Annotated in this window: 20 protein-coding genes; 3 read left to right on the top strand and 17 right to left on the bottom strand. The window is 73.3% G+C overall.

What is annotated here, in order from left to right; genetic code table 11:
• Window positions 1-6: 6 nt before the first annotated feature.
• Entirely contained in the window at window positions 7-324 is a 318-nt protein-coding gene (gene fdxA, locus ABIE39_RS13360; RefSeq protein WP_024841122.1) for a ferredoxin, read from the bottom strand.
• Window positions 325-477: 153 nt separating this feature from the next.
• On the opposite strand from fdxA, the gene ABIE39_RS13355 reads away from it, so the two are divergent.
• Complete coding sequence (locus ABIE39_RS13355; RefSeq protein WP_175008014.1) at window positions 478-780, top strand: putative acetyltransferase; 303 nt, start codon at window positions 478-480, stop codon at window positions 778-780.
• A gap of 61 nt (window positions 781-841) precedes the next feature.
• On the opposite strand, the gene ABIE39_RS13350 is transcribed toward ABIE39_RS13355, so the two are convergent.
• The 9 genes from ABIE39_RS13350 to ABIE39_RS13310 all read right to left on the bottom strand — a co-directional run bounded on the left by ABIE39_RS13350 (window position 842) and on the right by ABIE39_RS13310 (window position 14270).
• Complete coding sequence (locus ABIE39_RS13350) at window positions 842-1843, bottom strand: prephenate dehydrogenase (protein WP_354052125.1); 1002 nt, start codon at window positions 1841-1843, stop codon at window positions 842-844.
• Window positions 1840-2787 carry a prephenate dehydratase gene (locus ABIE39_RS13345; RefSeq protein ID WP_354052123.1) on the bottom strand — a complete coding sequence of 316 codons (948 nt, stop codon included), beginning with the start codon at window positions 2785-2787 and terminating at the stop codon, window positions 1840-1842. The genes ABIE39_RS13350 and ABIE39_RS13345 overlap by 4 nt, the downstream gene beginning before the upstream one ends.
• Entirely contained in the window at window positions 2784-3683 is a 900-nt protein-coding gene (locus ABIE39_RS13340) for a hypothetical protein (RefSeq protein ID WP_354052121.1), read from the bottom strand. The genes ABIE39_RS13345 and ABIE39_RS13340 overlap by 4 nt, the downstream gene beginning before the upstream one ends.
• Window positions 3684-3713: 30 nt before the next feature.
• Window positions 3714-6602 carry a VanW family protein gene (locus ABIE39_RS13335; protein WP_354052119.1) on the bottom strand — a complete coding sequence of 963 codons (2889 nt, stop codon included), beginning with the start codon at window positions 6600-6602 and terminating at the stop codon, window positions 3714-3716.
• Between the two features lie 244 nt (window positions 6603-6846).
• Window positions 6847-7296: a hypothetical protein gene (locus ABIE39_RS13330; protein WP_186810349.1), complete on the bottom strand. Its 450-nt coding sequence runs from the start codon at window positions 7294-7296 to the stop codon at window positions 6847-6849.
• A 10-nt stretch (window positions 7297-7306) separates the two neighbouring features.
• Window positions 7307-8326 (bottom strand): PIG-L family deacetylase, encoded by a 1020-nt coding sequence (locus ABIE39_RS13325; protein ID WP_354052117.1) that lies wholly within the window; start codon window positions 8324-8326, stop codon window positions 7307-7309.
• 13 nt (window positions 8327-8339) lie between these two features.
• The gene (gene typA, locus ABIE39_RS13320; RefSeq protein WP_175008011.1) at window positions 8340-10250 is read right to left on the bottom strand and encodes a translational GTPase TypA; all 1911 of its coding nucleotides are present in this window, start codon (window positions 10248-10250) and stop codon (window positions 8340-8342) included.
• A 182-nt stretch (window positions 10251-10432) separates the two neighbouring features.
• Window positions 10433-12175: a BCCT family transporter gene (locus ABIE39_RS13315; RefSeq protein ID WP_354052115.1), complete on the bottom strand. Its 1743-nt coding sequence runs from the start codon at window positions 12173-12175 to the stop codon at window positions 10433-10435.
• 262 nt (window positions 12176-12437) lie between these two features.
• Complete coding sequence (locus tag ABIE39_RS13310; protein WP_255180828.1) at window positions 12438-14270, bottom strand: ABC transporter ATP-binding protein; 1833 nt, start codon at window positions 14268-14270, stop codon at window positions 12438-12440.
• Between the two features lie 65 nt (window positions 14271-14335).
• Between ABIE39_RS13310 and ABIE39_RS13305 the strand changes: the two genes are divergently transcribed.
• Window positions 14336-14914 (top strand): PH domain-containing protein, encoded by a 579-nt coding sequence (locus tag ABIE39_RS13305; RefSeq protein ID WP_354052113.1) that lies wholly within the window; start codon window positions 14336-14338, stop codon window positions 14912-14914.
• 65 nt (window positions 14915-14979) lie between these two features.
• On the opposite strand, the gene ABIE39_RS13300 is transcribed toward ABIE39_RS13305, so the two are convergent.
• The 6 genes from ABIE39_RS13300 to ABIE39_RS13275 all read right to left on the bottom strand — a co-directional run bounded on the left by ABIE39_RS13300 (window position 14980) and on the right by ABIE39_RS13275 (window position 23549).
• Window positions 14980-16017, bottom strand: coding sequence for an ABC transporter permease subunit (locus ABIE39_RS13300; protein ID WP_175008008.1), 1038 nt, complete (start codon window positions 16015-16017; stop codon window positions 14980-14982).
• Complete coding sequence (locus ABIE39_RS13295) at window positions 16014-17543, bottom strand: ABC transporter permease (RefSeq protein ID WP_043654595.1); 1530 nt, start codon at window positions 17541-17543, stop codon at window positions 16014-16016. The genes ABIE39_RS13300 and ABIE39_RS13295 overlap by 4 nt, the downstream gene beginning before the upstream one ends.
• 239 nt (window positions 17544-17782) lie before the next feature.
• Entirely contained in the window at window positions 17783-19639 is a 1857-nt protein-coding gene (locus ABIE39_RS13290; RefSeq protein WP_249355850.1) for an ABC transporter family substrate-binding protein, read from the bottom strand.
• Window positions 19640-19965: 326 nt separating this feature from the next.
• A complete protein-coding gene (ychF, locus tag ABIE39_RS13285; RefSeq protein WP_175008006.1) occupies window positions 19966-21051 on the bottom strand; it encodes a redox-regulated ATPase YchF in 1086 nt (361 codons plus the stop codon).
• A 51-nt stretch (window positions 21052-21102) separates the two neighbouring features.
• On the bottom strand, window positions 21103-22689 hold the full coding sequence (locus tag ABIE39_RS13280) for a hypothetical protein (RefSeq protein WP_354052111.1): 1587 nt from the start codon (window positions 22687-22689) through the stop codon (window positions 21103-21105).
• A complete protein-coding gene (locus tag ABIE39_RS13275) occupies window positions 22671-23549 on the bottom strand; it encodes an ABC transporter ATP-binding protein (protein ID WP_083385291.1) in 879 nt (292 codons plus the stop codon). The genes ABIE39_RS13280 and ABIE39_RS13275 overlap by 19 nt, the downstream gene beginning before the upstream one ends.
• Window positions 23550-23669: 120 nt before the next feature.
• Here ABIE39_RS13275 and ABIE39_RS13270 point away from each other — a divergent pair, with 120 nt between their 5' ends.
• Window positions 23670-25178 (top strand): DNA recombination protein RmuC, encoded by a 1509-nt coding sequence (locus ABIE39_RS13270; protein WP_354052109.1) that lies wholly within the window; start codon window positions 23670-23672, stop codon window positions 25176-25178.
• A 45-nt stretch (window positions 25179-25223) separates the two neighbouring features.
• On the opposite strand, the gene ABIE39_RS13265 is transcribed toward ABIE39_RS13270, so the two are convergent.
• Window positions 25224-26303, bottom strand: coding sequence for a 4-hydroxy-3-methylbut-2-enyl diphosphate reductase (locus tag ABIE39_RS13265; RefSeq protein ID WP_175008003.1), 1080 nt, complete (start codon window positions 26301-26303; stop codon window positions 25224-25226).
• Window positions 26304-26403: the final 100 nt, after the last annotated feature.

Here is a 26403-nt window from a genome sequence, read left to right as displayed (position 1 = left end):
GAGGGCTCAGGCCTGCGGCGGCAGGGCGGCGATCATCGGGTCGTCCTTCTCGATGAGACCCATCTTCGCGGCGCCGCCGGGCGAGCCGAGGTCGTCGAAGAACTCGACGTTGGCGCGGTAGTAGTCGCTCCACTCCGTCGGCACGTCGTCCTCGTAGTAGATCGCCTCGACGGGGCAGACCGGCTCGCACGCGCCGCAGTCGACGCACTCGTCCGGGTGGATGTAGAGCGACCGCTTGCCCTCGTAGATGCAGTCGACAGGACATTCCTCGATGCACGCCTTGTCCTTGACGTCCACGCACGGCTGAGCGATCACGTAAGTCACGACCGAGTACCTTTCTGGTTCGTCCGGACCCGGCCCGGCGAGGGGCGAGGTCATGACAGGGGCATGCACGACTAGTATCGCTCAGGTCGGGCGGTGCCCGACCCTCCCTGACCAGCCCGTGGACGAACGTCACACGACCCGAGGAGCCGCCGCGTGCCCGACTCGCCCTGGACGACGTGGGCGCCGGGGACGCGGGTCGTCGTCCGCCGCAGGCTCTCGCCCGACGACGCGGCGGCAGCGGGCAAGCCCCTCACCGACGTGATCGGGGTGGTCGTGGAGACCACCGCGACCGCGCTCGTGCTGCGCGAGGACGCCGGCGGCAGCGCCCTGCCGCACCGCGGCCACGGCCCGCGCGACGACGCCCCTCCCCTGGTGTCCGTACCGCTCGACGCGATCGTCGCCGGCAAGCCGGTCCCGCCGCGGCCGCCACGGCGACCCGCGTCACGCCCGGACTGACGACCGGGCCGACCGACGACCTGGCCCGCCACGGGCGGCGCCGGGTTCCGGTGGCCGGACCTCAGGCGACGACGACCGTCCGGTCCTCGACGCCCACGACGACGGCGCCCCGCGCCCCGGCCGCCGTGAGCGTCTCGCGCCAGGTGCCCGCGTCGTCGAGGTCCACGCGCACGGGCTCGCCGGTGCCGCCCGGCGCGGCACGCACCGGGTCGGGCCGGTCGAAGAACTCGCCCACAGGCGCGTTGGTCTCGAGCGCGCGGACGAGCTGCTCGAGGTCGCGCACGACGACGCGCAGCGCGGACGCCACCCAGGCGGCGTTGTCCGTGACCATGGCCTCGGTCCGGCGCGGGTCGGTGCGCCCCACGCGCGTCGCGTCGCGGAAGCTGCCCGCGGCGAGCCCCAGCGCGACGTCGCGCACGGGGGCGTCGGCGACGACGCCCAGGAGCTCGGTCGCGAGCACGTGCGGGACGTGGCTGACGAGCGCGGCGGACTCGTCGTGGACGTCGTCGGTGAGCACGTGCACCGTGCCGCCGAGCGGGCCCGTGACGAGCCGCAGCACGGCCGTGAACGCGTCCGGTCGCGTGGTCGCGTCGACCGTCACGGCCCAGCGCGCGCCCGCGAGCATCGCCGGGTCGGACGCCTCGAAGCCCGAGTGCTCGGTCCCGGCCATGGGGTGCGCCCCGACGTACCGGGCGTCGAGCCCGGCGGACCGGACGGCGTCGCGCACCGCGCCCTTGACGCTGCCGACGTCCGTCACGACCGTCGCGCCCCGCACGTGCCGGGCGACGTCGGTCGCGACCGCCCGCATCGCGCGCAGCGGCACGGCGAGCACGAGGACGTCGGGCTCGTCGGCGCAGACCTCCGCGACGTCGCCGACGACGCGGAGCCCCGCGGCACGCGCCGCCGCGCGCGTGGTCGCCGTGGCGTCGTAGCCGGTCACCTCGACGCCCTGCTCGTGCAGGAGCCGCGCGACCGAGCCGCCGACGAGGCCGAGGCCGAGGACGCCGACCCGGACCACCGTGCGCGACGCCGCCTGCTCCGGCGCGGCACCCGCGGCGGTCACCACAGGAGCCCCGTCGCACGATCTGCCGCGACGGTCGACGCGTCGACGCTCCCCACCGGGACGTGCGCGGCGTCGACGTCGGCGTGGACCGACTCGTCGAGCTCGCCGCGCGCCGGCACGACCCCGAGCGTCTTGAGCGCGTCCCCGGCCCGGACGAGGTCCTCCAGGACGGCGCGCACCGGCGCGTCCCACGGTGCGCCGTCGACCGTGAGGACGAAGACGTACGTGCCCGCGACGGCCTTGAGCGGTCGCGTGATGAGGCTCGACAGGTTGACGCCCCGCGCACCGAAGGCCTGCGTGATGCGCGCCAGCACGCCGGGTCCCGTGACGACGGGCGTCACCGCGAGCATCGTGCGCCACGACGTCTCGCCGTGACCTCGCGCCCGGCCGAGCGCCGCGGCGGCCTCCGCGCGCGGCGCCAGCACGAGGAACCGGGTGCGCGCGCCCGCGAAGTCCTCCACCGCGCGCTCGACGGTCTCCAGGCCGTAGAGCTCGCCGCAGATCGTCGGGCCGAGGGCGACCTGGTGCGGCCCGGCGTCGCGGCACGCGGCGGCGTTCGACGACGCCGCGACCGGCGCGAGACCCGTCCGGCGCACGAAGCCCTGGCACTGCGCGAGGCCGTGCGGGTGCGCGGTGACCTCCGTGAGCTCGCCGTGGTCCGGGCGCGCGAACGCGTCGAACGAGATGTCGAGCACGACCTCGTCGACCGCGACGACGCTGGCGCTCCCGACGATCGCGTCGAGCGAGGGCACCACGTACCCCTCGACCGTGTTCTCGATCGCGACGACGCCCCGCTCGTGCTCGCCCGCCGCCACGCCCGCGAAGACGTCCGCGACGGTGGTGCGTGCCGCGAGCCCGACGGCGGTCCGGCCGTGCGCCTGCGACCACGCGGCCGCCGCCTGGTGGGTGAACGACCCCTCGGGGCCGAGGTACCCGACGCTCACGCGTGGACGGGGTCGGGGGCGGTCGCCCAGCGTGGCTCGAGCGCGTCGGGGCCGGGCACGAACTCCTGCCCGGGCAGGACCGCGAGGACCCGGTGCGCGACGCCTCGCTCGCCGAACCCCGCGACGAGGCCGTCGAGCGTCGTCGCGTCGGGGCACGAGAACGCGCAGAAGAAGATGTGCGGTCCGGCCTGCGAGCGGTGGCTGCGCAGGTGCTGCAGGTCGATCCCGGCGGCGGCGACCAGCGCGAGCGTCTCCTGGAGCGAGCCGCGGTGGTCGTCGCGGGGCCCGAACGCGAGCCACACCTGGGCGACGCCCTCGGCCCGAGGCGCCGCGTCGCGGCTCTCCAGGAGGCCGTACCAGACGGGAGCGCCCTCACCGAGGAGCTCGCTGCCCGGGAGCTCGGCGTAGCCGAGCGCGGCGAGCGGCCCGTGGGCCACCGAGCGCTCGACGACGAGGCTGCCGTCGGCGCCGGCGAGCGCGACGCGCTCGTCCAGCGTGGTCCGGGTCGGGACGAGCGACGGGCTGACACCCATCGTGCGCAGCACGTGGCGCCGGTCGCGCATCCCCGCCTCGTCGACGACGACGTGCCCCGTCAGGTCGCGGGCCGCCGTCGACCGGCCGACCCAGACCCACTGCGACGGCACCGCCGACGCGCCCGTCAGCACGAGCGACGGCGGTGCCGCGAGGAGCGCGCGCTCGAGCTCGTGCGACGGCTGCGCGGGATGGCCCAGGTGCACGACGGCGGACAGCGCGTCGATGCTCGCGACGGTCGACAGCGTCGCCGTCGTCGACCCGAGGTCGAGCAGCGCCTCCGTCGGGTCGCCGTCGACCCATCCCGCCGCCGTGGCCGCGAGCAGCGCCTGCGCTCCCGACTCCCGTTCGCTGCGTCCGAGCATGGGACCTCCGTGGTGTGTGGGTGGGCCGGCCTACTCGCAGACGACCGCGTTGTCCGGCTTGTAGGTCCACCGGTAGGACTCGTCCTTGACGAGCTCGCCCTCGTGGTAGACCTTGCGGTAGTTCGTGATGGAGAAGCCCGGGCTGCCCGCGGGCGTCGGGGCGCAGTCCGCGCCCGAGTGCGTGACCGTCGTCGGCTGGACCACGTTCGACTTGCCGCTCGACGACGTCTCGACGTCGTAGTACTTGGTGCTCCAGATCGCGACGTGCAGCTGGCCGCCACCGACCCAGGACTGCATGAGGACGCCGTACGGGGTGTCGTTCTTGAACTTCATGTCGATCGAGCCGACGAAGATCGTCGCCTCGCGACCGGCCGGGTAGCGCTCGAACCAGTAGCTGTGCGGCCGGTGCTCGACGTCCTCGAGCCCCGCGAAGAAGCCCGCGTTGTACGTGGTCGTGGCCATCTGCGACAGCCCGCCGCCGACGCCCTCGGTGTGGCGCCCGCTCTCGACGATGCCGGCCGCGAAGTAGCCGCCCTCGAGCGTGATGGGCGACAGCGTGTCGACGAGGGAGAAGGTCTCCCCGGGCTTGACGAGCGTCCCGTCCACCTTCTCCGCCCCACGCTTCAGGTTCGCGGTGCGGACGGGGACGTTGGGCACGGGCGTCGAGAACTCCGACACCTTCTCCTTGATCCCCAGCGCCTCGAGCGCCGCGACCGACTGCTCCGGGTCCGACTCGACGAGCTCGACCGTCGCCGTGCGCTCGTCGCCCGAGGCGGCCGTCGTGACGGCCGTCGCGATGGCCGCGGGGTCGATCGTCGTGCCGGGCTCGCCGCCCTCGATGACCGGCGCGCCGTCCCGGAAGACGAAGTGCGCGTCGTCCGCGGCGGTGAGCAGGTCGTTCGTCCGGTCGACCACGGACTGGACGAGCGCGGGGCCGTCGAAGGCCAGCGTGAGGACGCCGTCCGTCGCCGCGAAGGAGGCCGCCGCCGCGAGCGCCTCGGGGGGCAGCTCCGGCGACTGGCCGCCGACGGAGACGACGACGGGCGCGGACACGACCTTCTCCGCCAGGGCGAGCGCGGCGTCCGTCTCGTCCTGCGTGATCGTGGGCTCGACGGCCTCGGTGGGCAGCTCGACCGGCCCGTCGGTGACGAGCCAGCTCTCCGTGATGGTCGCGGGCACCTCCTCGGTGACCAGCGCCGAGCCGTCGGCGGCCGGCGTGCTCGTGGGCGCGCCGTCGACGAACTGCACGGACCCGTCCACGGGCTCGATCTCCAGGCTGCCGCGCAGCGCCTCGACCTGGGCGTCGAGTGCCGCGTCGTCGACCGTGACCACGGGCTCCGCGTCCTTGCCGCCGAACAGGTGCTGCCACAGGCGCGCCGGGTTCATCGAGAACGACGTGAGCTCCTCCGCCGTCCCCGCGGCGTCGAAGGTCAGGCCCGCCGTCGCCGGGTCGAGCGTCGTGCTCGCCTCGCCCGCCACGAGCGTGATCGGCTCGGCCGCGCGCGGCCCGAGCTCGGACTCGAGCCGGTCCTCGGCCGCCGTCCGGGACAGACCGCCGACGTCGACGCCGGCGACGCTCGTCCCGCTCGGGACCTTGTCGGAGAAGAACCACTGGGCGCCCGTGTACAGGCCGCCCAGGACCAGGACGGCGACCCCCGTCCACAGCAGCCCGCGGGCCCAGCCGCGCCGCGGACCGTCCTCGTCGAAGCCCTCGAAGGGAGAGGCCTCGCGAGAGTCGTCGGGCGGGACCGGCGTGAACGCGCTGGGCGCGGCGGTGCCCGACGGCGCGGTGCCCGACGCGGTCGTGCCGGGGCCGTCAGCCGCGCCGGTGGCCCCCGCCGGAGCGGCAGCGTCCGGCGTCTGGCTCGCGGCCGCGGGCTCGTCGGGCGAGGCCGGCGAGAGGATCGAGGTGCGCACGACGGGCGCGGGCCGGGACCACGGGTCGACGGGCGGGATCACCTGCGTCGCGTCGGGCGCGGTGTCGCTCCCCCCGTTCGCGGGTCGGCCCTGGTCGCCCTCCTGCCCGGCGACCACGGGCACGACGGCGGTCCGCTCGGCCGCGCGCTCGTCGGCCGGGTCTCCCCCGGCCGGGGCGGCCGACCGGTCGGTCGGCGTCGCGTCGACCGACGGGCCGCTCGCGGACGGCGCTCCGGAGGCCGTGGCGTCGGGGGCGGCCGACGGGGCGTCGGACGCGGGAGCCTCCTGGTCGACGTCGTCCGCCGCCGCGGCGGCCGAGGGATCGGCCTGCACGCCCGGGGAAGGGACGAGCACGGCCGGGACGTTCGGGTCGAACGCGAACACGCGCGGGACGTACGGCTCCTCGTCGCCGTCGTCCGCGGTGCCGGCGTGCCCCGGGGTCTCGGCAGCGCCGGCCGCCGGCACGTCGGTGACCGCATCGTCGGGGGTGGTCGGCGTCGGCGCGCCGGGCGCCTCGACGGGGTCGACGCGCGACACCTCCGGCGCCGGGGCGTCCGCGGCGGACGCGTCCGTACCGCTCTCCGCCTGCGTGCCCGCGTCGGGCTCGACGGCGGGGCTCGCGGCAGCAGCGCCTGCGTCCGTGCCGGTCACCGCGTCAGAGTCGGCGGCCTTGTCGGCCGCAGCGGCGGGTGTCGCCGCGTCGGCTCCGGGACGCGCGTCCGCGTCGGCCGGGGACTGGGCCGGGGCCGCGGTGCCCGGCGCGGCGGCGTCGACGGCGGGATCGTCGACGGCGGGTGCGTCACCCGTGGTCGCGGCGGTGCCGGTCGCACCCGCGGTCGCTGCGTCGGTCGCGGTGCCCTGCGGTTCCGCGGGGGCCGGCACGTCGTCCGTCGGGATCGCGCCGGGATCCTCGGCCGCAGGGCCGGGCTCCACCGGTTCCACGCCCGCCGGACCGGGGTCCACGGGCGCGATCGGGGCGGAGGCGTCCGGGACGGTGTCCACCGGTCCGTCCGTCGGCGTGGTCGAGGGGACGTCACCGGAAGCGTCGGTAGCCTGCGCGTCGGGGCCGGGCGCCGTCTCGGGAGCCGAGGGCTCGACCGTCTCGGCGGGCTCCGGCACGGCGTCCTGAGGGGAGTCGAGATCGGCGTCTCGGTCGGTCGGCTGACCCATCCACTGTCTCCGTGACGAAAGGCGCGCGGCGGTCCGCGCGACGACGAGGGGTGTGCGGGGATCCGCACGGCGAATACTAGCGGGACGCGAGGGGGTTCTCGGGTCCGTCGTGCCTGGTGGGACGCCCGTGCTGGGCCGTGCGGACCGGGCGGTCGCTGAACCACGACCGGGGCAGGAAGGCCGCCGCGGCGACCACGAGCATGCCGCCGTAGATCCAGACGTACCCGACGGGCTCGCTCGGCACGAGCACGTCGCCCCCCGGCCCCTCGAGCGAGAGGAGCTGCACGACGACGACCCACCCGACGCCGAAGCCCAGGAGACCCGCCATCCCGCCCCAGGCGCGGGCGAGCGTGGCCGCCGCGAGGACGGTCAGCAGGGCGAGCACGATGCCGAGCCCGGCCCCGCCCGGGAGGTCGACGCCCAGGAGGTGCGCCCGGTGCGCGACCGTACCGACGAGACCGACGAGCGCACCCACGAGCGCGCACGCCACCCCGCGGCCCACGAGCCGCCCCGTACCGGTCTCCACGGGTCCCAGGCTAACGGGTGGGTCCGGGGCGAACCTGGTCGCCCGGGAGAGCCGGGCCGGAGGGAGCGTAGAACTCGTGTGAAGGGACGGGCGCCAGCACGTCGTTGCTCAGGGCGTACCACCCGAGCAGCACCGGCTCCTCCCCCGCCCCGACGACCGCCGACGTCACGTGCTGGACCTGCGTCGCGTGCGCGCGCATCGCGGCCAGCACGTCGTCGAGCACGGGACCCACCGGCACGCCGACGAGCGCGCGCAGCGACGCGTCGGGACGCGCGAGCGGGGGCAGCTCCTCGTCCGGGTCCGGGAGCGTGAGCCGCGGGTCGGCCGCGAGCAGCCCCCGCGCGGCGGGGTGCTCGGCGAGCGCGCGACGCGCCGCGCGCACCGTGGTCTCGGGGGCGACGACCTCCCACAGCGCGGGCACCGGCTCGCGGTCCGCGGCGAGGAGCTCGAGCGCACGCACCGTGACGTCGTGGGCCCGGACGTGGTCGGGGTGGCCGTAGCCGCCACCCGCCTCGTACGTCGCCACGGCCGCGGGACGCCGGTCCCGCACCAGCGCGGCCAGGCGCGCGGCAGCCTGGTCGAGCGGGACGCCGACGAACGCGCGCGGCGGGAGCTGCCCGGCCGCGACGCCGCCGGCCACGCCCGGGGCGACCCACGCCATCCCGGAGTCCTCGAACCGCGCGGGCGCGCCGCCGTCGGACGGCTCGCCCGGGCTCGCGACCGTGTCGAGGAAGACGTGGTCCCGCACGCCGAGCGCGGCGAGCGCGCGGGCGAGCTCGGTCTCCCGGAACGCGGCGAGCGCGGGCCCGTCACCCTCGAGGTGCCCGACGCCCGTCGGGTGCGCGGGGGTGTCGATCACCTCGCCCCGTTCGCCGCGCGTGCACGTCACGACGGTGACCGGCTCGCCCGCGCGGGCCCAGGTCGCGAGGAGCGCGCCCGTCGCCAGGGTCTCGTCGTCGGGGTGGGCGTGGACGGCCAGCAGGCCGCCGTCGGGCACGACGGCGGCCTGCTGGCTCTGCGGGACGGTCACCCGGTGGGCGGCGTCAGGCGCGCTTGGCGCGCGACGTCGCGCGGGCGCGCTCGGTCTGGTCGAGGACGACCTTGCGGATGCGGACGACCTCGGGCGTGACCTCGACGCACTCGTCCTCGCGCGCGAACTCCAGCGACTCCTCGAGCGTGAGGTGGCGCGGCGGGACGAGGTTCTCGAAGTTGTCGGCCGTCGAGGACCGCATGTTCGTGAGCTTCTTCTCCTTGGTGATGTTCACGTCCATGTCCTCGTTGCGCGAGTTCTCGCCGACGATCATGCCCTCGTAGACCTCCTGCGTGGGGTCGACGAAGAACGAGCCGCGCTCCTGGAGGTTGATCATCGCGAACGGGGTCACCTTGCCCGCGCGGTCGGCGACGAGCGAGCCCGTGGTGCGGGTCTCGATGGGACCGGCCCACGGCTCGTAGCCCTCGGAGATCGACGACGCGATGCCGGTGCCGCGCGTCTCGGTGAGGAACCGCGTGCGGAACCCGATCAGACCGCGCGCCGGGACCATGAACTCCATGCGGATCCAGCCCGTGCCGTGGTTCGACATGGTCTCCATGCGGCCCTTGCGCTGGGCGAGGAGCTGGGTGACCGCGCCGAGGTACTCCTCGGGGACGTCGATCGTCATGCGCTCCATCGGCTCGTGCGTCTTGCCGTCGATGGTGCGCGTGACGACCTGCGGCTTGCCGACCGTGAGCTCGAAGCCCTCGCGGCGCATCTGCTCGACGAGGATCGCCAGCGCGAGCTCGCCACGGCCCTGGACCTCCCACGCGTCGGGGCGGTCGGTCGGGAGCACGCGCAGCGACACGTTGCCCACGAGCTCGGCGTCGAGGCGGTCCTTGACCTGGCGGGCCGTGACCTTGTGGCCCTTGCCGCCCTTGCCCGCGAGCGGCGAGGTGTTGATGCCGATGGTCATCGAGATGGCCGGGTCGTCGACCGTGATGAGCGGCAGCGGGCGCGGGTCGTCGGGGTCGGTGAGCGTCTCGCCGATCGTGATGTCGGCGATGCCCGCGACCGCGACGATGTCGCCGGGGCGGGCCTTGTCCGTGGGGACGCGGTCGAGCGCCTTCGTCTCCAGCAGCTCGGTGATCTTCACGCTCTGGAGCGTGCCGTCGTGGCGCGCCCACGCGACGACCTGGCCCTTGCGCAGCTCGCCGTTGAAGATGCGCAGGAGCGCGAGGCGACCGAGGAACGGCGACGCGTCGAGGTTCGTCACGTGCGCCTGGAGCGGCGCGCCCTCGTCGTACGTCGGGGCGGGGATCTTCTCGAGGATCGTCGTGAAGAGCGGCTCGAGGTCCTCGTTCGAGGGGAGCTGGCCGTCCAGCGGCTGGTCGAGCGAGGCGCGACCGGCCTTCGCGGACGCGTAGACGACCGGGACGTCGAGGATCGCGTCGAGGTCGAGGTCGGGGACCTCGTCCGCGAGGTCGGACGCGAGGCCCAGCAGCAGGTCGGTCGCCTCGGCGACGACCTCGGTGATGCGCGAGTCGGGTCGGTCGACCTTGTTGACGACGATGATCACCGGGAGCTTCGCGGCGAGCGCCTTGCGGAGCACGAACCGGGTCTGCGGGAGCGGGCCCTCGCTCGCGTCCACGAGCAGCACGACGCCGTCGACCATGGACAGGCCGCGCTCGACCTCGCCACCGAAGTCGGCGTGGCCCGGGGTGTCGATGACGTTGATCGTGATGCCGTCGGGCTCGCCCACCGCGGCGGCCGCCGGGCCGGCGTACCGCACCGCGGTGTTCTTCGCGAGGATGGTGATGCCCTTCTCGCGCTCGAGGTCACCGGAGTCCATGACGCGCTCGTCCACGTGCTGGTGCGCGGAGAAGGCGCCGGACTGGCGCAGCATCGCGTCGACGAGCGTGGTCTTGCCGTGGTCGACGTGGGCGACGATCGCCACGTTGCGCAGGTCGGAGCGCACAGACATCTACGGTTCTCATTTCGTGGGGTACGAGGGGCGACGACGGCCGGCCACCTCAGCGCGCACGACGGCGGGCTCGGCCCGCCGCAGCATCACGGAGCACGGGCCGTCGCCCGGGCCCGGCTATCCTACCGGGTCCGCGCTCGGGACACCATGCCCGCCGTCGTGCGCCCTCTGGACGTGCCCCCTCAGGAGGGCGTCTTGCGCCGCGGTCGGCGCACGAGCGCGCGCCACCGGTCGGGGCGGTCGGGGTACAGCTCCTCCCACTGCTCGGAGATCGACTCAGAGACGCGCGTCGTCACGTGCTCCGTGAGCGCGGCGCGCGCCGCACGGCGCTCTGCCCGCAGGATCGCGGCGTGCTCGACCCGCAGCGCGCGCACCGTGGACACGGCCATCCCGATCATGACCACGGAGAACGGCAGCGCGATGAGGATCGCCGCCGTCTGCAACGCCTGGAGGCCGCCCGCGAGCAGGAGCGCGATGGCCAGCAGCCCGGACGTGCCCGCCCAGAAGATACGGCTCCAGGTGGGCGGGTTCGGGTTGCCCCCGCTCGCGAGCATGTCGACGACGAGCGAGCCCGAGTCCGACGACGTCACGAAGAAGATGACGATGAGCACGATGCCCACCACCGCGAGGACGTTCCCGAGGGGCAGGCCGTCGAACAGCTGGAAGAGCGCGGTGTCCGTGTCGACCTTGCCGTCCACGAGCATGCTCCCGGGCTCCATGAGCTCGCGGTACAGCGCCGACCCGCCGAACACGGAGAACCAGAGCGTCGTGACGATCGTCGGGACGAGGAGGGTGCCGAGGACGAACTCGCGCACCGTGCGCCCGCGCGAGATGCGGGCGATGAACACCCCGACGAAGGGAGCCCAGGAGATCCACCAGCCCCAGTAGAAGATCGTCCACTGCGACTGCCACTCGAGGCCGGCCTGGCCCTGGAAGGCGGTGGTGTCGAACGTGAGGCGCACGACGTTCTGGAGGTAGTAGCCGAGCGACTGGACCCACTCGCGCAGGAGGAACAGCGTCGGGCCGAGTACCAGCACGAGCACGAGCACGACGCCGGCGAGGACCATGTTGCCGTTGGAGAGCCACTTGATGCCCTTGCCCAGGCCCGACACGACGGAGAGCGTCGCGAGCGCCGTGATCGCTGCGATGAGCCCGATCTCGAGCGCGGTGCTCGGCTCGACGACGTCCAGATACCCGAGCCCTGCCGCGATCTGGAGCACCCCGAACCCGAGCGACGTCGCGACGCCGAAGACGGTCCCGATGATCGCGACCACGTCGATGACGTCGCCGAGGCGTCCCTTCACGCGGTCGCCGAACAGCGGCTCGAGCGCCCACCGGATCGAGACGGGGCGGCCCTTGCGGTGGATCGCGTACGCGAGCGCGAGGCCCGCGACGACGTAGATCGCCCACGCGTGGATGCCCCAGTGCAGGTAGCTCTGCCCCATCGCGGCCTGCGCGAGCGACGCGTCGCTGCCCTCGACGCCGGGCTTCGGGCTCACGTAGTGCGAGAGCGGCTCCGCGACGCCCCAGTAGACGAGCCCGATGCCCATCCCGGTAGCGAACAGCATCGCGAACCACACGGGCAGCCGGAAGAGCGGGGTCTCCTCGTCCTTGCCGAGCACGATGTCGCCGAACCGGCTCAGGCCCATCCACAGCGAGAAGACGACGAACCCCGCGACGACGATCACGTAGTACCACCCGAAGGCGCCGATGACGTCCGACTGCAGCGTCTCCATGACGGACGTGACGGTGTCCGTGAACAGCACCGTGAGCAGGACGAAGACCAGGATGATGCTCGCCGCCGGGTAGAAGACGCGCGGGTCGGGACGGCCCGTCCGGGGGGCGTCGGGGTCGTGCGCGGACACGACCGGGGCGGAGGCGGTCTCCGGGCCGACGGCGTCCGTCGCCGCAGCGTCCGTCGTCACGGCTCCCTCGGCGCGGGGCGCGTCAGCCCCTCCCCCGTCGGGCGCCGGTGCGGCATCCTCGTCACGTGCTGGCTCGCGGGGCGTCTCGTGGTGCGGGGCGTTCATGGGCTCAAGGCTTGTCGGACGCGCGGACCCCGGCAACCGGAGCGCGGGCTCCGACGCCCGGAGCGCCCGTCCTGGCAGCCGGAACGCCCCGGGGACGGCCGCGTGCGCGGCCGCCCCCGGGGCGTCGTGATGGCTCAGCGAGCCGTGGAGCGTGCGGTCAGAAGCCGGCGCCCGCGGTGGGCGGGGCGCTGCGCTCGTGGTCCACGTCCTCGCGCGCCGCCGCGAGCGCGCGCTCCTCGTCCGCCAGCGAGGACACCTCGTCGTTCGCGATGTCGCGGGCGGCGGCCTCGAGGAGGGCGTCGCGAGCGGCACGCCGCTCGCGCTGCGCGGCCGGGTCCGGGACCGGGACGGCCGCGAGCAGGCGCTGCGTGTACGCGTGCTTCGGCTCGTGCACGATCTGCGACGTGTCGCCCACCTCGACGAGCTTGCCCTTGTGCATCACGGCGATGCGGTCGGACAGGAGCTCCACGACCGCGAGGTCGTGCGAGATGAACAGGCACGCGAACCCGTGCTCGCGCTGCAGGTCGGTGAACAGGTCGAGGACCCTCGCCTGGACCGACACGTCGAGGGCCGACGTCGGCTCGTCCGCGACGAGCAGCTTCGGCTCGAGCGAGAGCGCCCGGGCGATGCCGACGCGCTGACGCTGACCGCCCGAGAGCTCGTGCGGGTAGCGGTTGCGCATCGCGCGGGGAAGCTCGACCTGGTCGAGCAGGCGCTCGACCTCGCGGCTGAGCTCCTTGCCCTTGACGCCCTTGTGCAGCATGAGCGGCTCACCGATCGACTCGCCGATCGGCAGGCGCGGGTTGAGCGACGACCCCGGGTCCTGGAACACGATGCCGACCTCGGTGCGCAGCGGCCTGAGGTCCTTGGGCCGGGCGCCCACCATGTCCGTCCCGACGATCTTCAGCGAGCCGCCCGTGACGGGCAGCAGGCCCACGGCCGCGCGGCCGATCGTCGTCTTGCCGGAGCCGGACTCGCCGACCAGGCCGACGACCTCGCCCTGGTGGATCTGGAGCGAGACCTCGTCGACCGCCCGGAACGCCGCCTGCCGACCGCGGCCCGGGTACTCGATGATCATGTCCTGCGCGTCGAGCACGAGCGGCCGCTCGGGGGCCGGCGCGCCCGCGGGCACGCGGTCCGTGGCGGTCGTCGTGCCGCGCTTGGAGCCGAGGTGCGGCACGGCCTCGAGGAGGCGCACCGTGTACGGGTGCTGCGGGTTGCCGAAGATCTCGGCCGACGTGCCGCGCTCGACGACCTGGCCGTCCTTCATGACCATGATCGAGTCCGCCATGTCGGCGACCACGCCCATGTCGTGCGTGATGAGGATGATCGCCGCGTCGACGCGGTAGCGCAGGTCGCGCAGGAGCTTGAGGATCTCCGCCTGGACCGTGACGTCGAGCGCCGTGGTCGGCTCGTCCGCGACGAGGAGCTTCGGGTCGCACGCGAGCGCCTGCGCGATCATCGCGCGCTGGCGCTGACCGCCGGAGAGCTGGTGCGGGTACGCGTCGAAGCGGCGCTCCGGCTCGGGGATCTCGACGAGCCGCAGGAGCTCGATCGCGCGCTTCTTCGCATCGGCGGGACCGACGTTGAAGTGCGTCCGGATGGTCTCGACGATCTGGAAGCCCACGGTGTAGACGGGGTTCAGCGCCGTCATCGGCTCCTGGAAGATCATGGAGATCTCCTTGCCGCGGACGTGCCGCAGCGAGCCGTGCGACATGCCGATGAGCTCGCGGTCGCCGAGCTTCGCCGAGCCGCTGGCGCGGCCGTTCGGCGGGAGCAGGCCCAGCAGCGCGAGCGACGACTGGGACTTGCCCGAGCCGGACTCGCCGACGATCGCGAGGACCTCACCGGAGTGCAGGTCGTAGCTCACGTCCGCGGCCGCGGGGTACCAGGCCTTGTCGACGTAGAAGTCCACGCCGAGGTTGCGCACGGTCAGCACGGGGCTGCCCTGGCGCGCGGCCGGGGCCGCGGGAGACGTCTCGATGGCCACGCTGATCAGTGTCCTTCCTGCTGGAGCCGGCGCTCGTGGCGCCGCGACTCTGCGAGCATGGGCGCATGGGTCCCACGCTGGTCTTCCGTTCGACGTACGGCCGAGTTCTCACGGTGGCGACGGGCCTCGTCGCCGTCGCCCTGGGTGTGAGCACGGCCTTCACGGGGGACGTCGGCGCGGTCGTCGGCGCACTGGTGCCCGCCGCGCTCGTGACGTACCTCGTCTGGATGCTGTTCTGGCGTCCCGCCGTCGAGGTGTCCGACGGCGGGGTCGAGGTCCGCAACGTCACGCGCACCGTGCACGTGCCGTGGACGGCGTACGAGGGCGTCGACACCCGCTACTCGCTCGAGGTGCGCTACGCGGGCGGACGCGTGACCGCGTGGTCCGCGCCCCGCTCGAGCGGCACGGCCCGCTGGCTGCGCAGCTCGCGACGGCGCGCCGTCGGCCAGGAGCAGGTGGTCACCGGCGCGAGTGCCGAGGGCGTGGCCGACGCCGTGACGCAGCGCCACGCGATGCTCGCGGCGGCCGGCCACCTCGACCGGGCGGTCCAGGGAGCTCCCGGCGCGCGCTCGACGTGGCACGTCGTGCAGCTCGCCGTGCTGGCCGCGCTCGCGGTGGGGACGGTCGTGGCGCTCACCGCCTGACCGCGGCGCGCCGCGCCGCCCGAGAGGTGCACGACCTCCCGGGCGGGCGGCGACGACGGCGGTCATCAGCTGGCCCCGGCCTCGCCGGTCGCGCTCGGCGCCGTGGCGGCCGTCGGGCGGGCGACGCGCTTCGCGCGGGCCATCTTGCGCTCGGAGGGGATGCGCTTCTGACGGGGGTCGAACGCGTCGCGCAGGCCGTCACCGATGAAGTTGACGCACAGCGCGATGGCGACGATGAACAGACCCGGCCACCAGAACAGCCACGGACGCGTCGCGAACGCCTCCTGGTAGTCGCTGATGAGCTTGCCGAGCGAGGTCGCCGGTGCCTGGATGCCGACGCCGAGGTAGCTCAGGGCCGTCTCCAGCAGGATCGCCGAGCTCATGAGCAGCGTGACGTTGACGATGATCACGCCGACCGCGTTCGGCAGCATGTGCTTGAAGATGATCCGCGTGTCGCTCGCGCCCGCGACCCGGGCCGCGTCGACGAACTCGCGCTCGCGCAGCGAGAGGAACTCGCCGCGCACGAGGCGCGCGAGCGGCGGCCACAGCACGAGCCCCAGGAACGCCCCGAGGATGAGCGCGTTGCTGCCGCCGGAGAGCAGGGCCAGCACGGCGCCGATGACGATGACGGGCATCGTGATGATGAGGTCGGTGAACCGCATGAGCCACGAGTCGGTACGACCGCGGTAGTACCCGGAGAGCGCCCCGACCAGCACGCCCGCGATCGTCGCGATCACGCCGACGGAGAGCACCACGAGGAGCGAGGTCTGGGTGCCCTGCATGACGCGCGCGAACACGTCGCGACCCGCCTCGTCCTGGCCGAAGATGTGCGCCTCCGACGGTGCACCCCCGTTGACCAGGGGGTACGTGGAGCCCTGCCCGGACGGCTTGTAGGCGTACCAGCCCTGCCAGCCGCCGATGCCGATCGAGGTGATCGCGAGCGCGACGATGCCGATCAGCACGATGAGCGCGACCACGGCGCCCTTGTGGTGGAAGAAGCGACGGCGGACGATCTGGCCCTGGGACAGGCCCTCGACCTCGCGCAGCTCGATCTGGTTCTCGACCGCGCCGCTCTGCGACGCGTCGTTCGGTGTGTTGGTCATGCGTTCACCCGGATCCGCGGGTCGAGGGCTGCGTAGATGAGGTCAGCCACGATGTTGGCGATGATGGCGAGGGCCGCGACGATGACGAGGTACGCCATGACGGGGTCGATCTCGCCGCGTTGCAGCGCGTTGAGGAAGAGCAGGCCCATGCCGGGCCGGGCGAACACCTTCTCGGTGATGATGGCGCCGCCCAGGAGCGTGATGACGTCGATGGGGACGATCGTCGCGAGCGGGATCAGCGTGTTGCGGAACCCGTGCCGCATGACGACGGTCCGCTCGGGGAGTCCCTTCGCCCGCGCCGTGCGGATGTAGTCCTGGCTCATCACCTCGAGCATGCTCGCGCGCGAGTAGCGGGTGTACCCGGCGAACTGGATGAGCACGAGCGCGATCGTCGGGAGCAGCAGGTGGGTGTACTGGTCGAGGACCTGCACCCAGAAGTTGCCGCCGAGGTTCGGCGTGCTGTTGCCGATCGTCGGGATGGGCCGGCCGTTGATCGCCGGTGCGCCGAAGTACGCGGGCCAGACCGACATCACCTTGTCGACGAAGACCATGGACCCGACGAGGAATGCGGTGATGGCGGCGGCACGCGCGGACACGCCCTTGTCGGGGCCGCCCCACGCGTACCCGACCCCGATGCCGACGCCGACGGTGACCACGGCGAGCACCAGCACGATCCACCAGTTGTCGACCTGCTTGAGGACCGACTGGATCGGGAAGTAGACGACGACCCCGATCAGGACCGTGGTGAGCGACGCATAGAGCGCGCGGCGGTTCTTCAGCCCCGAGACGAGCGCGGTGATCGCGAAGGCGAGCGCGGCGCCGGTGACGACGATGATGACCGGGCCGAGGTTCGGCTTCTCCCACCAGCCGGAGAGCTGCAGGTAGAGCAGCGCGAGCGCGCTCGCCGCGAAGCCGAGGCCGAAGACCGTGAGCCGCCGCCGCGCGGTCCCGCCGAAGGCGAGGGACCACAGCAGGCCGGAGATCACGCCGATGCCGACGATCACGAGGATCGAGAGGTTCGGGTCGCGGAGGAAGTCGTTGAAGCCGATCGCGCCCCACTGCTTGAGCAGGACGGCGACCCAGAAGGCCGGGAGGGAGTAGAGCACGAACGAGACGAAGATCGTCAGGTAGTCGAAGGTGCTGTACTGCCGCAGCGCGCTGACGATGCCGACCATGACGCCGAAGACCACGGCGAGGACGGTCGCGGCGGCGACGAGCTGGATCGTCGAGATGACGGCGCCCTGGAGCAGCGTCGAGACGGACTGGCCACTCTGCCAGGCCGTGCCGAGGTCGCCGGTGACGAAGTCGCCGAGCCACTTGAAGTAGCGGATCACCGACGGGGTGTCGAGATCGAGGTCGGCGGTGCGCTGGGCGATCAGCTGGGCCTTGTTGGGCTTCGTGCTCGACTCGAGATCCGCGAAGATGTACGGCCGGATCGCGGCGTCGACGAGCAGGTACATCGCGAACGTGGACACGAGGAGGGTCGCCAACCCTGCCAGCACACGCCGCGAGATGAAGGAGAACATCGGAGGTCTTACCTCGCTGGTCGGTAGGGACCCCGGGTCAGGGGCCGGTCGATTCTACGCGCGGGTCTCGCGTGGTCGTGAACCGAGGGCCCGGGACGCCGCGGGTCTGGGCGTCGGGGCGGGTGCACGCGAGGACCGGGGGCCCCGGGCGGACAGCCCGCCGGAACCCCCGGTCTCACACCTGGACGGCCCTGCCACCGCACGGGGCGGCGGCAGGGCGCGTCAGGGACTCAGGGCACTCAGCCCTCGAACGTCCAGTTCCAGAACCCGTGGAAGATCGTCGGGCTGATCGTGATCGACTCGACGCCCTTCAGGTTCTCGTCCCAGCCCTGGATGGCGGGGAACTGGAAGATCGTCACGCCGAAGCCGTCGGCCCAGAGGTTCTTCTCGACCTCGAGCTGGAGCTGGAACTGCTCCTCCGGGTCCGTCGAGACCTGGAGCTTGTCGAGCGCGGCGTCCACGGCGGGGTTGTTGTACTTGCCGTAGTTGTTGACGCCCGGGTTCGGCGCCCAGCGGAAGTTCGCGTCCGACTCGGTGACCGCGGTCGAGGTCGACTGCCAGCCGAAGAGCGACGCGTCGTACTGGTCCTGGCCGGTGGCGAGGAGCGTGCCCCACTCGGCGGCCGGGCGGCCCGTGTCGACGATCTCGAAGCCGGCCTGCGCCGCGGTGTCGGTGATGAGCGCGAGCTCGTTCACGCGACGCGTGTTCTCGTTGTTGTACGCGAAGCGCACCTTGACCGGGGTGGCGACGCCGGCGTCGGCGAGCAGCTGCTTCGCCTTCTCGATGTCACCCGCCGGCGGGTAGAAGTCGGAGCCGTTCTCGGCGACCATCTGGTCGTAGTTCGGCGACCCCGGGAGCAGGATGTTCGAGTTGCGCACCTCGGCGTCCGGGTTCAGCGGCTTGATGAGGTTGTCGACGATCGTCTGGCGCGGGATCGTCAGCAGGAACGCCTGGCGCACGGCCTTGGCCTTCTCGGCGTCGCCACCGTAGGTGTTGGCGTCGAACGGACCACCGTTCTGGAAGACCAGGTCGACGTGCTCGTAGGTGCCCTCGATGCCCGAGTGGGTCTCGACGCCGTCGAGGCCCTCGAGCGCCGTGCGGACGTCCGCGGAGGCCTGCGGGCCGATCAGGTCGACCTCACCGTTCTCGAGCGCCTGGACCTGGGCCATCGGGTCGTCGATGTACCGGACCGTGATCGTCTCGACCGAGCCCTTGTTCTTGCCCTTGAAGTCCGGGTTCGCCTTGAGCGTGAGGTACTGGTTCTCCTTGTACTCCTCCAGCGTGTAGGCGCCGTTGGAGACGTAGAGCGACGGGTCGTCCGGCAGCGAGGTGAACTCGAAGCCCTCGTTCCAGAACTTCGAGATCTTCGCCAGCGCCGCGGTGTCGTTGTTGAGGATCGCGTCGCGGACGGCGGCCTTGGCCTCCTCCGGGTCCTCGATCTCGAGCGCCTTCTGGCCCACGACGTGCGCCGGGACGAACTCGTTCGTCCAGCTGAGCTCCCAGTCACCGAACGGCTTGTCGTACACGACGGTGATCGACTTGTTGTCGTCCGAGATCTCGGGGTTCTGCGAGATGAGCGCGACGCCCGGGTCCGAGCCGTCGAAGTAGACACCGGCGTCCACCTCGGCCTGGTTCGTGACGTTGCCCTCTTCGTCCGTCTGGGCCTCGACCGTGTTGAACTTGCCGGACTGACCGGCCCAGTCCAGCAGGATCTCCGTCGCGTCGACCGGCGTGCCGTCCGACCACTTGGTGTCGTCGCCGAACGTGTACTTCACCGTCAGCGGGTCGTCCGAGAGCTTCTCGTACGTGCCGAACGACTCGTCCTTGACGATGTTCAGGTCGGCGTCGTAGTAGCTGAAGCCCGAGTTGAGCATGTAGTTGATGACGGCGTTCTGCGTCGCGTTGCCGTTCTGGGAGCTCAGGTTGAGCTCGTTGAGCGGAGCCTCCCACGCGACGGTGACGGCGGTCGCGGTGTTGATGCCCGCGTCGTCGCCGCCGTCGGTCTCGCCCTCACCCGATGTGCCGCTGCACGCCGAGAACAGCAGCGCCCCCGTGACCGTCACGGCCAGGGCGGCACTCGTGCGCCTGATCTTCAATGTTCCTCCTCCAAGGGATGGTGGGCGCGGACGAGCGGGCGTCGATCGCCCCTCGGCCGCCCCGTCGCTCGCGCGCTCGCCCGGGGGCCGGCGCGCGTGGACGGGCATGCCCACCACGGTTTGAGGCCACGCTACCTAGCAAGTTGCGAAGGATCTCCCCCTTGCCCGGTTGCGGCAGGTGATCGTTACCGAGTTGATACTGGCCGGTACGGGCGCGTTTCCGGGCTGCGACGGCGGGGAAACACGCGCGAAACGTCCGGGCCCGGACGCACGGGCGCCCGCCGCGTCTCACGATGCGGCGGGCGCCCAGGGCTGTGACCTGCGTCTCAGACGTTGAAGCGGAACTCCACCACGTCGCCGTCGGCCATGACGTAGTCCTTGCCCTCGACGCGCGCCTTGCCCGCGGCACGCGCCGCGGCGACCGACCCGGTCTCGACGAGGTCCTCGAACGAGACGACCTCCGCCTTGATGAAGCCGCGCTCGAAGTCGGTGTGGATGACCCCGGCCGCCTGGGGCGCCGTCCACCCCTTGCGGATGGTCCACGCGCGCGCCTCCTTGGGCCCGGCGGTGAGGTACGTCTGCAGACCGAGCGTGTCGAACCCGACGCGCGCGAGCTGGTCCAGGCCGGCCTCCGCCTGCCCCGACTCCGCGAGCATCTCCTTCGCCTCGTCGGGCTCGAGCTCGACGAGCTCGGACTCGAACTTCGCGTCGAGGAAGATCGCCTGGGCGGGCGCGACGAGCGCGCGCAGCCGCGCCTGGAGGTCCTCGTCGGCGAGGCCCGCGTCGTCGGTGTTGAAGACGTAGATGAACGGCTTCGCCGTGAGGAGCTGCAGGCTCGCGACGTCCGCGAGGTCGAGACCCGCGGCGGCCGCGCCCTGGAAGAGGGTCGTGCCGGCCTCGAGGACCGCCTGGGCCTTCTGGGCCGCGTCGAGGAGGGCGGCGTCGCCCTTCTTGATCCGGACCTCCTTCTCGAGGCGCGGGACCGTCTTCTCGAGCGTCTGGAGGTCGGCGAGGATCAGCTCGGTGCTGATGGTCTCGATGTCGCCCTCGGCGTCCGTCGAGCCCTCGACGCGGACGACGTCCGGGTCGGAGAACGCGCGCGTCACCTGGCAGATGGCGTCGGCCTCGCGGATGTTCGCGAGGAACTTGTTGCCGAGCCCCTCCCCCTCGCTCGCGCCCTTGACGATGCCCGCGATGTCGACGAACGACACCGTGGCGGGCAGGACGCGCTGGCTGCCGAAGATCTCGGCGAGCTTGTCGAGGCGCGGGTCCGGGAGGGACACGACGCCGACGTTCGGGTCGATCGTCGCGAACGGGTAGTTCGCGGCGAGGACCTGGTTGCGCGTCAGGGCGTTGAAGAGGGTGGACTTGCCGACGTTGGGCAGGCCGACGATGCCGATAGTGAGTGCCACGTCGGCCGAGTCTACGGGCCGGGACCGCGGCGCGCGGTCCCGGCCCGCGCGTCAGGCGTACGACAGCACGCGCTGGAGCAGCTCGGGCGCCCGGCGGTCGTAGGTGCGGGCACCCCACCGCACGCCGAGCACGAGCACCACGGCACCCACGACCACGCCGACCGCGAGGGTGACCCACCCGAGGACGGGCAGGTCGGCGACGATCGCGATGACGCCCGGGACGAGGAACGGGAGCGACAGCGCCAGGACGAGGAGCATCGCGACCGTCTGGGCGACGAGGGTCGCCATCGCGGCGCCCTGCGGCTGCTTGAACGGGCTGTCGCCCGGCTTCGGCACCGGGTAGAGCAGACGCGCCGACGTCGCGCTCGAGATGCCCGTCGAGGTGAGCAGCGTGCCCGCGGTGAGACCGAGCAGCGCGGGCAGCGCGTCCCAGCGCCCGGCTACCGCGACGGAGACCAGCGCGAAGAGGAGGGTCACGGCCCCGCCGGCGACGAGCACGGGGAGCGCCCGCCCCCAGCGGTCCGCCCGCCCCGGCACGCCCGACGACACGTGGAGCGCGAACGCGGTGTGGTCGTAGGCGATGTCTGCCGAGATGGAGAACCCGAGGATCCACGCCGTGAAGGGCGCGAGCGCGAGGAAGATCGCCGAGCCGCTGCCGCCACCGACGACGAGCAGCACGACGGGGATGAGCGGGACGACCGCGATCGACCCGGAGTAGCGCGGGTCGCGCAGCCAGTAGGTGGCCGTGCGTGCCGCGACGGCGCCCGTGGGCGTCGCGGGGAAGCGCGAGAAGAATCCGAGGCCCTTGGCACGGCCGCCCCCGCCGGAGGTGGGCGGCGTGACGAGGGCGCGGGCGAGCGACTTGTCCCACACGACCCACGCGACCGCGAGGGTCGCCAGCGCGACGACGAGCCGCGCCAGCGCGAGGCCCCACGCGCCGTCGTGCACCGCGGCGCCGAGGCCCCACGGCGCGCCGAACGGCGTCCAGGCCGCGACGTCGGCGAGGCTCGTCACCATGCCGCGCACCGCGTCGCCGTCGACCGGGCCCTCGCCCAGCTGGGACCCCAGCCACGCGAACGCGGGCCCGATGAGGACGAGCGGCACGAACGCGGCGATCGTCACGACCTCGCGGTAGCGCCGCGACTCGAGCAGGGGCGCGAGCGCCGTCGTCGTCGCGCGCGAGCCGACGACGCACAGCGCGACCGCGACGACCGCGCCCACGAGCGCGGCGAGGACCGCGAGGGGCGTGCGCCACCACGCGAACGACGCGCCGAGCGCCGCGAGGGCCGTGACGATGCCCGGGATCGAGACGACGCCCGCGACGGCGAGGCCCGCGAGCAGCCGGCGCTGCGGGATGCCGAACAGCACGAAGCGCTGCGGGTCGAGGGTCGCGTCCACGCCGAACGCGAAGAGCGGGATCACCCACCACCCGAGGACGGCGAGCGCCCCGGCGAGGATCGTGATCGACCCCGCGAGCGCGGCGTCCTCGGTGCCGAGGACGACCATCCCGACGACGAGCATCCCGACGACGAACGACCCGTAGAGGACGCCGACGACGAAGCCGATGGTCTGCCACACGCTCCGGCGGAACGAGTTCCCCATGAGCGTGAGCTTGAGCCTTACGAACTGCGCAACCACGCGAGACCCTCCGTGCTCTGCCGACCGCCCACGAGCTCGACGAACCGGTCCTCGAGGCTCTGGTCGCCGCGCACCGCGTCGACGGTGCCCGCGGCGAGCACGTGCCCGCCCGCGACGACCGCCACGTGGTCGCACATGCGCTGGACGAGGTCCATGACGTGCGACGACACCACGACCGTCCCGCCGCTGGCGACGTAGCCGGCCAGGATGTCGCGGATGTTCGCCGCGGAGACCGGGTCGACGGCCTCGAACGGCTCGTCGAGCACGAGCGTGCGCGGCGCGTGGATGAGCGCGGTCGCGAGCGCGATCTTCTTCGTCATGCCCGCGGAGTAGTCGACGACGAACGTGTTGGCGTCCTTCGCGAGGTCGAGGGCCGCGAGCAGCTCCGTGGTGCGCTCGGCCACCGTGTCGCGGTCCATGCCGCGCAGCAGGCCCGCGTAGGTGACGAGCTGGGCGCCGGTGAGGCGGTCGAAGAGGCGGACGCCGTCGGGCAGGACGCCGAGCTGGCGCTTGCCCGCGGCCGGGTCGGCCCACAGGTCCGTCCCGTGGACGTGCGCGGAGCCGGCGTCGGGCCGCAGGAGGCCCGTCGCCATGGAGAGCGTCGTCGTCTTGCCGGCGCCGTTGGGGCCCACGAGGCCGTAGAACGAGCCGGCCGGGACGTCCAGGTCGATGCCGGCGACCGCGATCTTCTCCCCGAAGCGCTTCCACAGCGCGCGCAGTGACAGCGCGGCGGTGGGGTCCGGGGGCGCAGGCTGCCCGGGGGGAGCCGTGGGCCGGGGGTCGGGCGCGACGCCCGGCGCGAGGCCGGGGGCGGGCGCGCCGGAGGGCGCGACGGGTGGCACGGGGTGGGGATCGACCATGCCGCCAAGGTAGCGGAGCCCCCGGGCGCACGGCGGTGCCTTTTGTCACGACCTGCGCGACGACGTCCGTCCCGCGCGCCGACCGGCCGTGCTGTCGGTGCCCCGTGGGAGGGTGCGGCCATGGACTCCTCGGGATGGTTGCTCTTCGCCGTCGGACTCGTGCTGGGGCTGGTGGTCGGCGCCGCGCTCGTGCTCGCGGTGCGCCGCGCCTCGCCCGACGCCGCGGCCGCGGAGGTCCGCCGTCTCACCCAGCTCCTGGGCCAGGCGCAGCAGGACGCCGCGCGCGGCGCGGGCCTCGCCGAGCGGCTCGAGGCGGAGCGGGAGGGCTTCGCGCGCCAGCTCGGCGCAGCCCAGCGCAGCGCCGACGAGCGGCTCGACCTCGCCCGGGCCACGCACGAGCAGCAGCTCGCGGAGCTGCGGGCCGCGGCCGAGCGCCGCGTCGCGGAGGTCCAGGGCGACCACCGGCGGCTCGAGGCCCAGTTCGAGGCGCTCTCGCGCAAGGTGCTCGCCGCGGGCACGGAGCAGTTCCTCGTGCAGGCGGAGGAGCGCATGCGACGCAGCCAGGAGCAGGGGGCGGCCGAGCTCGCGCGCCGCGAGGAGGCCGTGCGCCACCTGGTCGAGCCGCTCGCCGGGGCGCTGGAGAAGGTGCGCGCGGAGGTCGCCGAGGCCGAGCGCGCCCGCCTCGCCGCGCACGGGAGCCTCACGGAGCAGGTGCGCGGGGTGCGCGACGCGTCCGAGCTGCTGCGCGCCGAGACGTCGCAGCTCGTGACGGCCCTGCGGTCGTCGCAGGTGCGCGGCGCGTGGGGCGAGCTCCAGCTCCGGCGCGTCGTCGAGGCGGCGGGCATGCTCCCCCACGTCGACTTCGTCGAGCAGGACCAGGTCGCGACCGACGACGGCGCGCTGCGCCCGGACATGGTCGTGCGGCTCGCGGGCGGCAAGCAGGTCGTGGTCGACGCGAAGGTCGCGTTCCTCGGCTACCTCGACGCCCAGGGCGCCACCGACCCGGCCGTGCGCGCGGACCGCCTGGCCGCGCACGCCCGCCACATGCGCAAGCACGTCGACGACCTCGGCGCCAAGCGCTACTGGGACCAGTTCGGCCCCGCGCCGGAGTTCGTCGTCATGTTCGTCCCGGCGGAGTCGTTCCTCTCGGCCGCGGTCGAGCAGGACCCGTCGCTCCTCGAGCACGCGGTGTCGAAGAACGTCGTCATCGCGACGCCCATGACGATGGTCGCGATGCTGCGGACGATCGCCTACGCGTGGCGGCAGGACGCCCTCGCGACGAACGCGCAGCAGGTCCTCACGCTCGGCAAGGAGCTCCACGGGCGGCTGGCGGTCATGGGGTCGCACCTGGCGAAGCTCGGGCGCCAGCTCCAGAGCGCCGCGGACTCCTACAACCGGACCGTCGGCTCGCTCGAGACGCGCGTGCTCGTCAGCGCGCGGCGGTTCGCGGACCTGCACGTGGTCGACGACGAGCTGACGACGCCCCCGACGGTGAACCCGCAGCTCAGCGCGGTGAGCGCGCCCGAGCTGCTCGCGTCCGTCAACGAGTCCGTGGTCGCGATCGACGAGCGCCCCGACGACCGCGACGAGCCCCGGCGTGAGCCGTCGGCCGGCGGGGCGAGCGCCTGACCGCTCCCCCGTGGCCCACGGACGTAAAGGCTCCGGCGCAGGGCGTCAGACGGGCTGCACGGAGAGCGAGGTGCGGCCGCCGCGGGCGGGGCGCCCGCCGTCGGCCGTCGAGCCCTTGAGGTCGGCGCGCAGCTCGCGCGGCAGCGAGAACATCAGGTCCTCCGTCGCCGTGCGGACCTCCTCGACCGCGCCGAACCCGCGCTCCGCGAGGTAGGCGAGCACGTCGTCCACGAGGATCTCCGGCACGGACGCACCCGAGGTCACGCCCACGGTCGTCGCGCCGTCGAGCCAGGTCGGGTCGATCTCCTTCGCGTGGTCGACGCGGTACGACGCCCCGGCCCCCGCCTGGAGCGCGACCTCGACGAGGCGCACCGAGTTGGACGAGTTCGCCGAGCCGACGACGATGACCACGTCGGCGTCGGGAGCGAGCTTCTTCACCGCGACCTGGCGGTTCTGCGTCGCGTAGCAGATGTCGTCGCTCGGCGGGTCCTGGAGGGTCGGGAACTTCTCCCGCAGGCGTCGGACCGTCTCCATCGTCTCGTCGACGGAGAGCGTCGTCTGGGAGATCCACACGACCTTGTCCGGGTCGCGGACCACGACGTCGTCCACGTGGTCGGGCGAGTCGACGACCTGCACGTGGTCGGGGGCCTCCCCCGCGGTGCCCTCGACCTCCTCGTGACCCGTGTGGCCGATGAGCAGGATGTCGTAGTCGTCCTTGGCGAAGCGCACGGCCTCCTTGTGCACCTTCGTCACGAGCGGGCACGTGGCGTCGATCGTGTCGAGGTTGCGCGCGGCCGCGGCCGCCTTCACGGCGGGCGACACCCCGTGGGCGGAGAACACGACGCGCGCGCCCTCCGGCACCTCGTCGGTCTCGTCGACGAAGATCGCGCCGCGCTCGCTGAGCGTCTCGACGACGAACTTGTTGTGCACGATCTCCTTGCGCACGTAGACCGGCGCGCCGTAGTGCTCGAGCGCCTTCTCGACCGCGACGACGGCGCGGTCGACGCCCGCGCAGTAGCCGCGCGGCGCCGCCAGCAGGACGCGCTTGCGGGTCCCGTCGGCGGCAGGGGTCGCGACGGGGCGGTCGGTCGGGGACGCGGACGAGCCGGCGGGGAGGACGCTCACGCTCCCGAGTCTAGGCGAGCGGCGGTCTCCCGACCCCGGTGAGGCCGGTCACCCACCGCCCGACCTCGACGTCGTCACGAGCCGCGCGCGAGGAGCACAC

The organism is Cellulosimicrobium sp. 4261, assembly GCF_040546915.1.
Classification (GTDB): Bacteria; Actinomycetota; Actinomycetes; order Actinomycetales; family Cellulomonadaceae; genus Cellulosimicrobium; species Cellulosimicrobium cinnabarinum.
Note: the sequence above shows the minus strand (reverse complement) of the source record. Positions and strands in the feature narration are given on the sequence as shown.

Coding starts and splice junctions, on each gene's coding strand:
- ABIE39_RS13340 (WP_354052121.1), bottom strand. CDS start 3,683: ATGCTCGGACGCAGCGAACGGGAGTCGGGAGCGCAGGCGCTGCTCGCG.
- typA (WP_175008011.1), bottom strand. CDS start 10,250: ATGTCTGTGCGCTCCGACCTGCGCAACGTGGCGATCGTCGCCCACGTC.
- ABIE39_RS13305 (WP_354052113.1), top strand. CDS start 14,336: ATGGGTCCCACGCTGGTCTTCCGTTCGACGTACGGCCGAGTTCTCACG.
- ABIE39_RS13300 (WP_175008008.1), bottom strand. CDS start 16,017: ATGACCAACACACCGAACGACGCGTCGCAGAGCGGCGCGGTCGAGAAC.
- ABIE39_RS13295 (WP_043654595.1), bottom strand. CDS start 17,543: ATGTTCTCCTTCATCTCGCGGCGTGTGCTGGCAGGGTTGGCGACCCTC.
- ABIE39_RS13275 (WP_083385291.1), bottom strand. CDS start 23,549: ATGGTCGATCCCCACCCCGTGCCACCCGTCGCGCCCTCCGGCGCGCCC.
- ABIE39_RS13270 (WP_354052109.1), top strand. CDS start 23,670: ATGGACTCCTCGGGATGGTTGCTCTTCGCCGTCGGACTCGTGCTGGGG.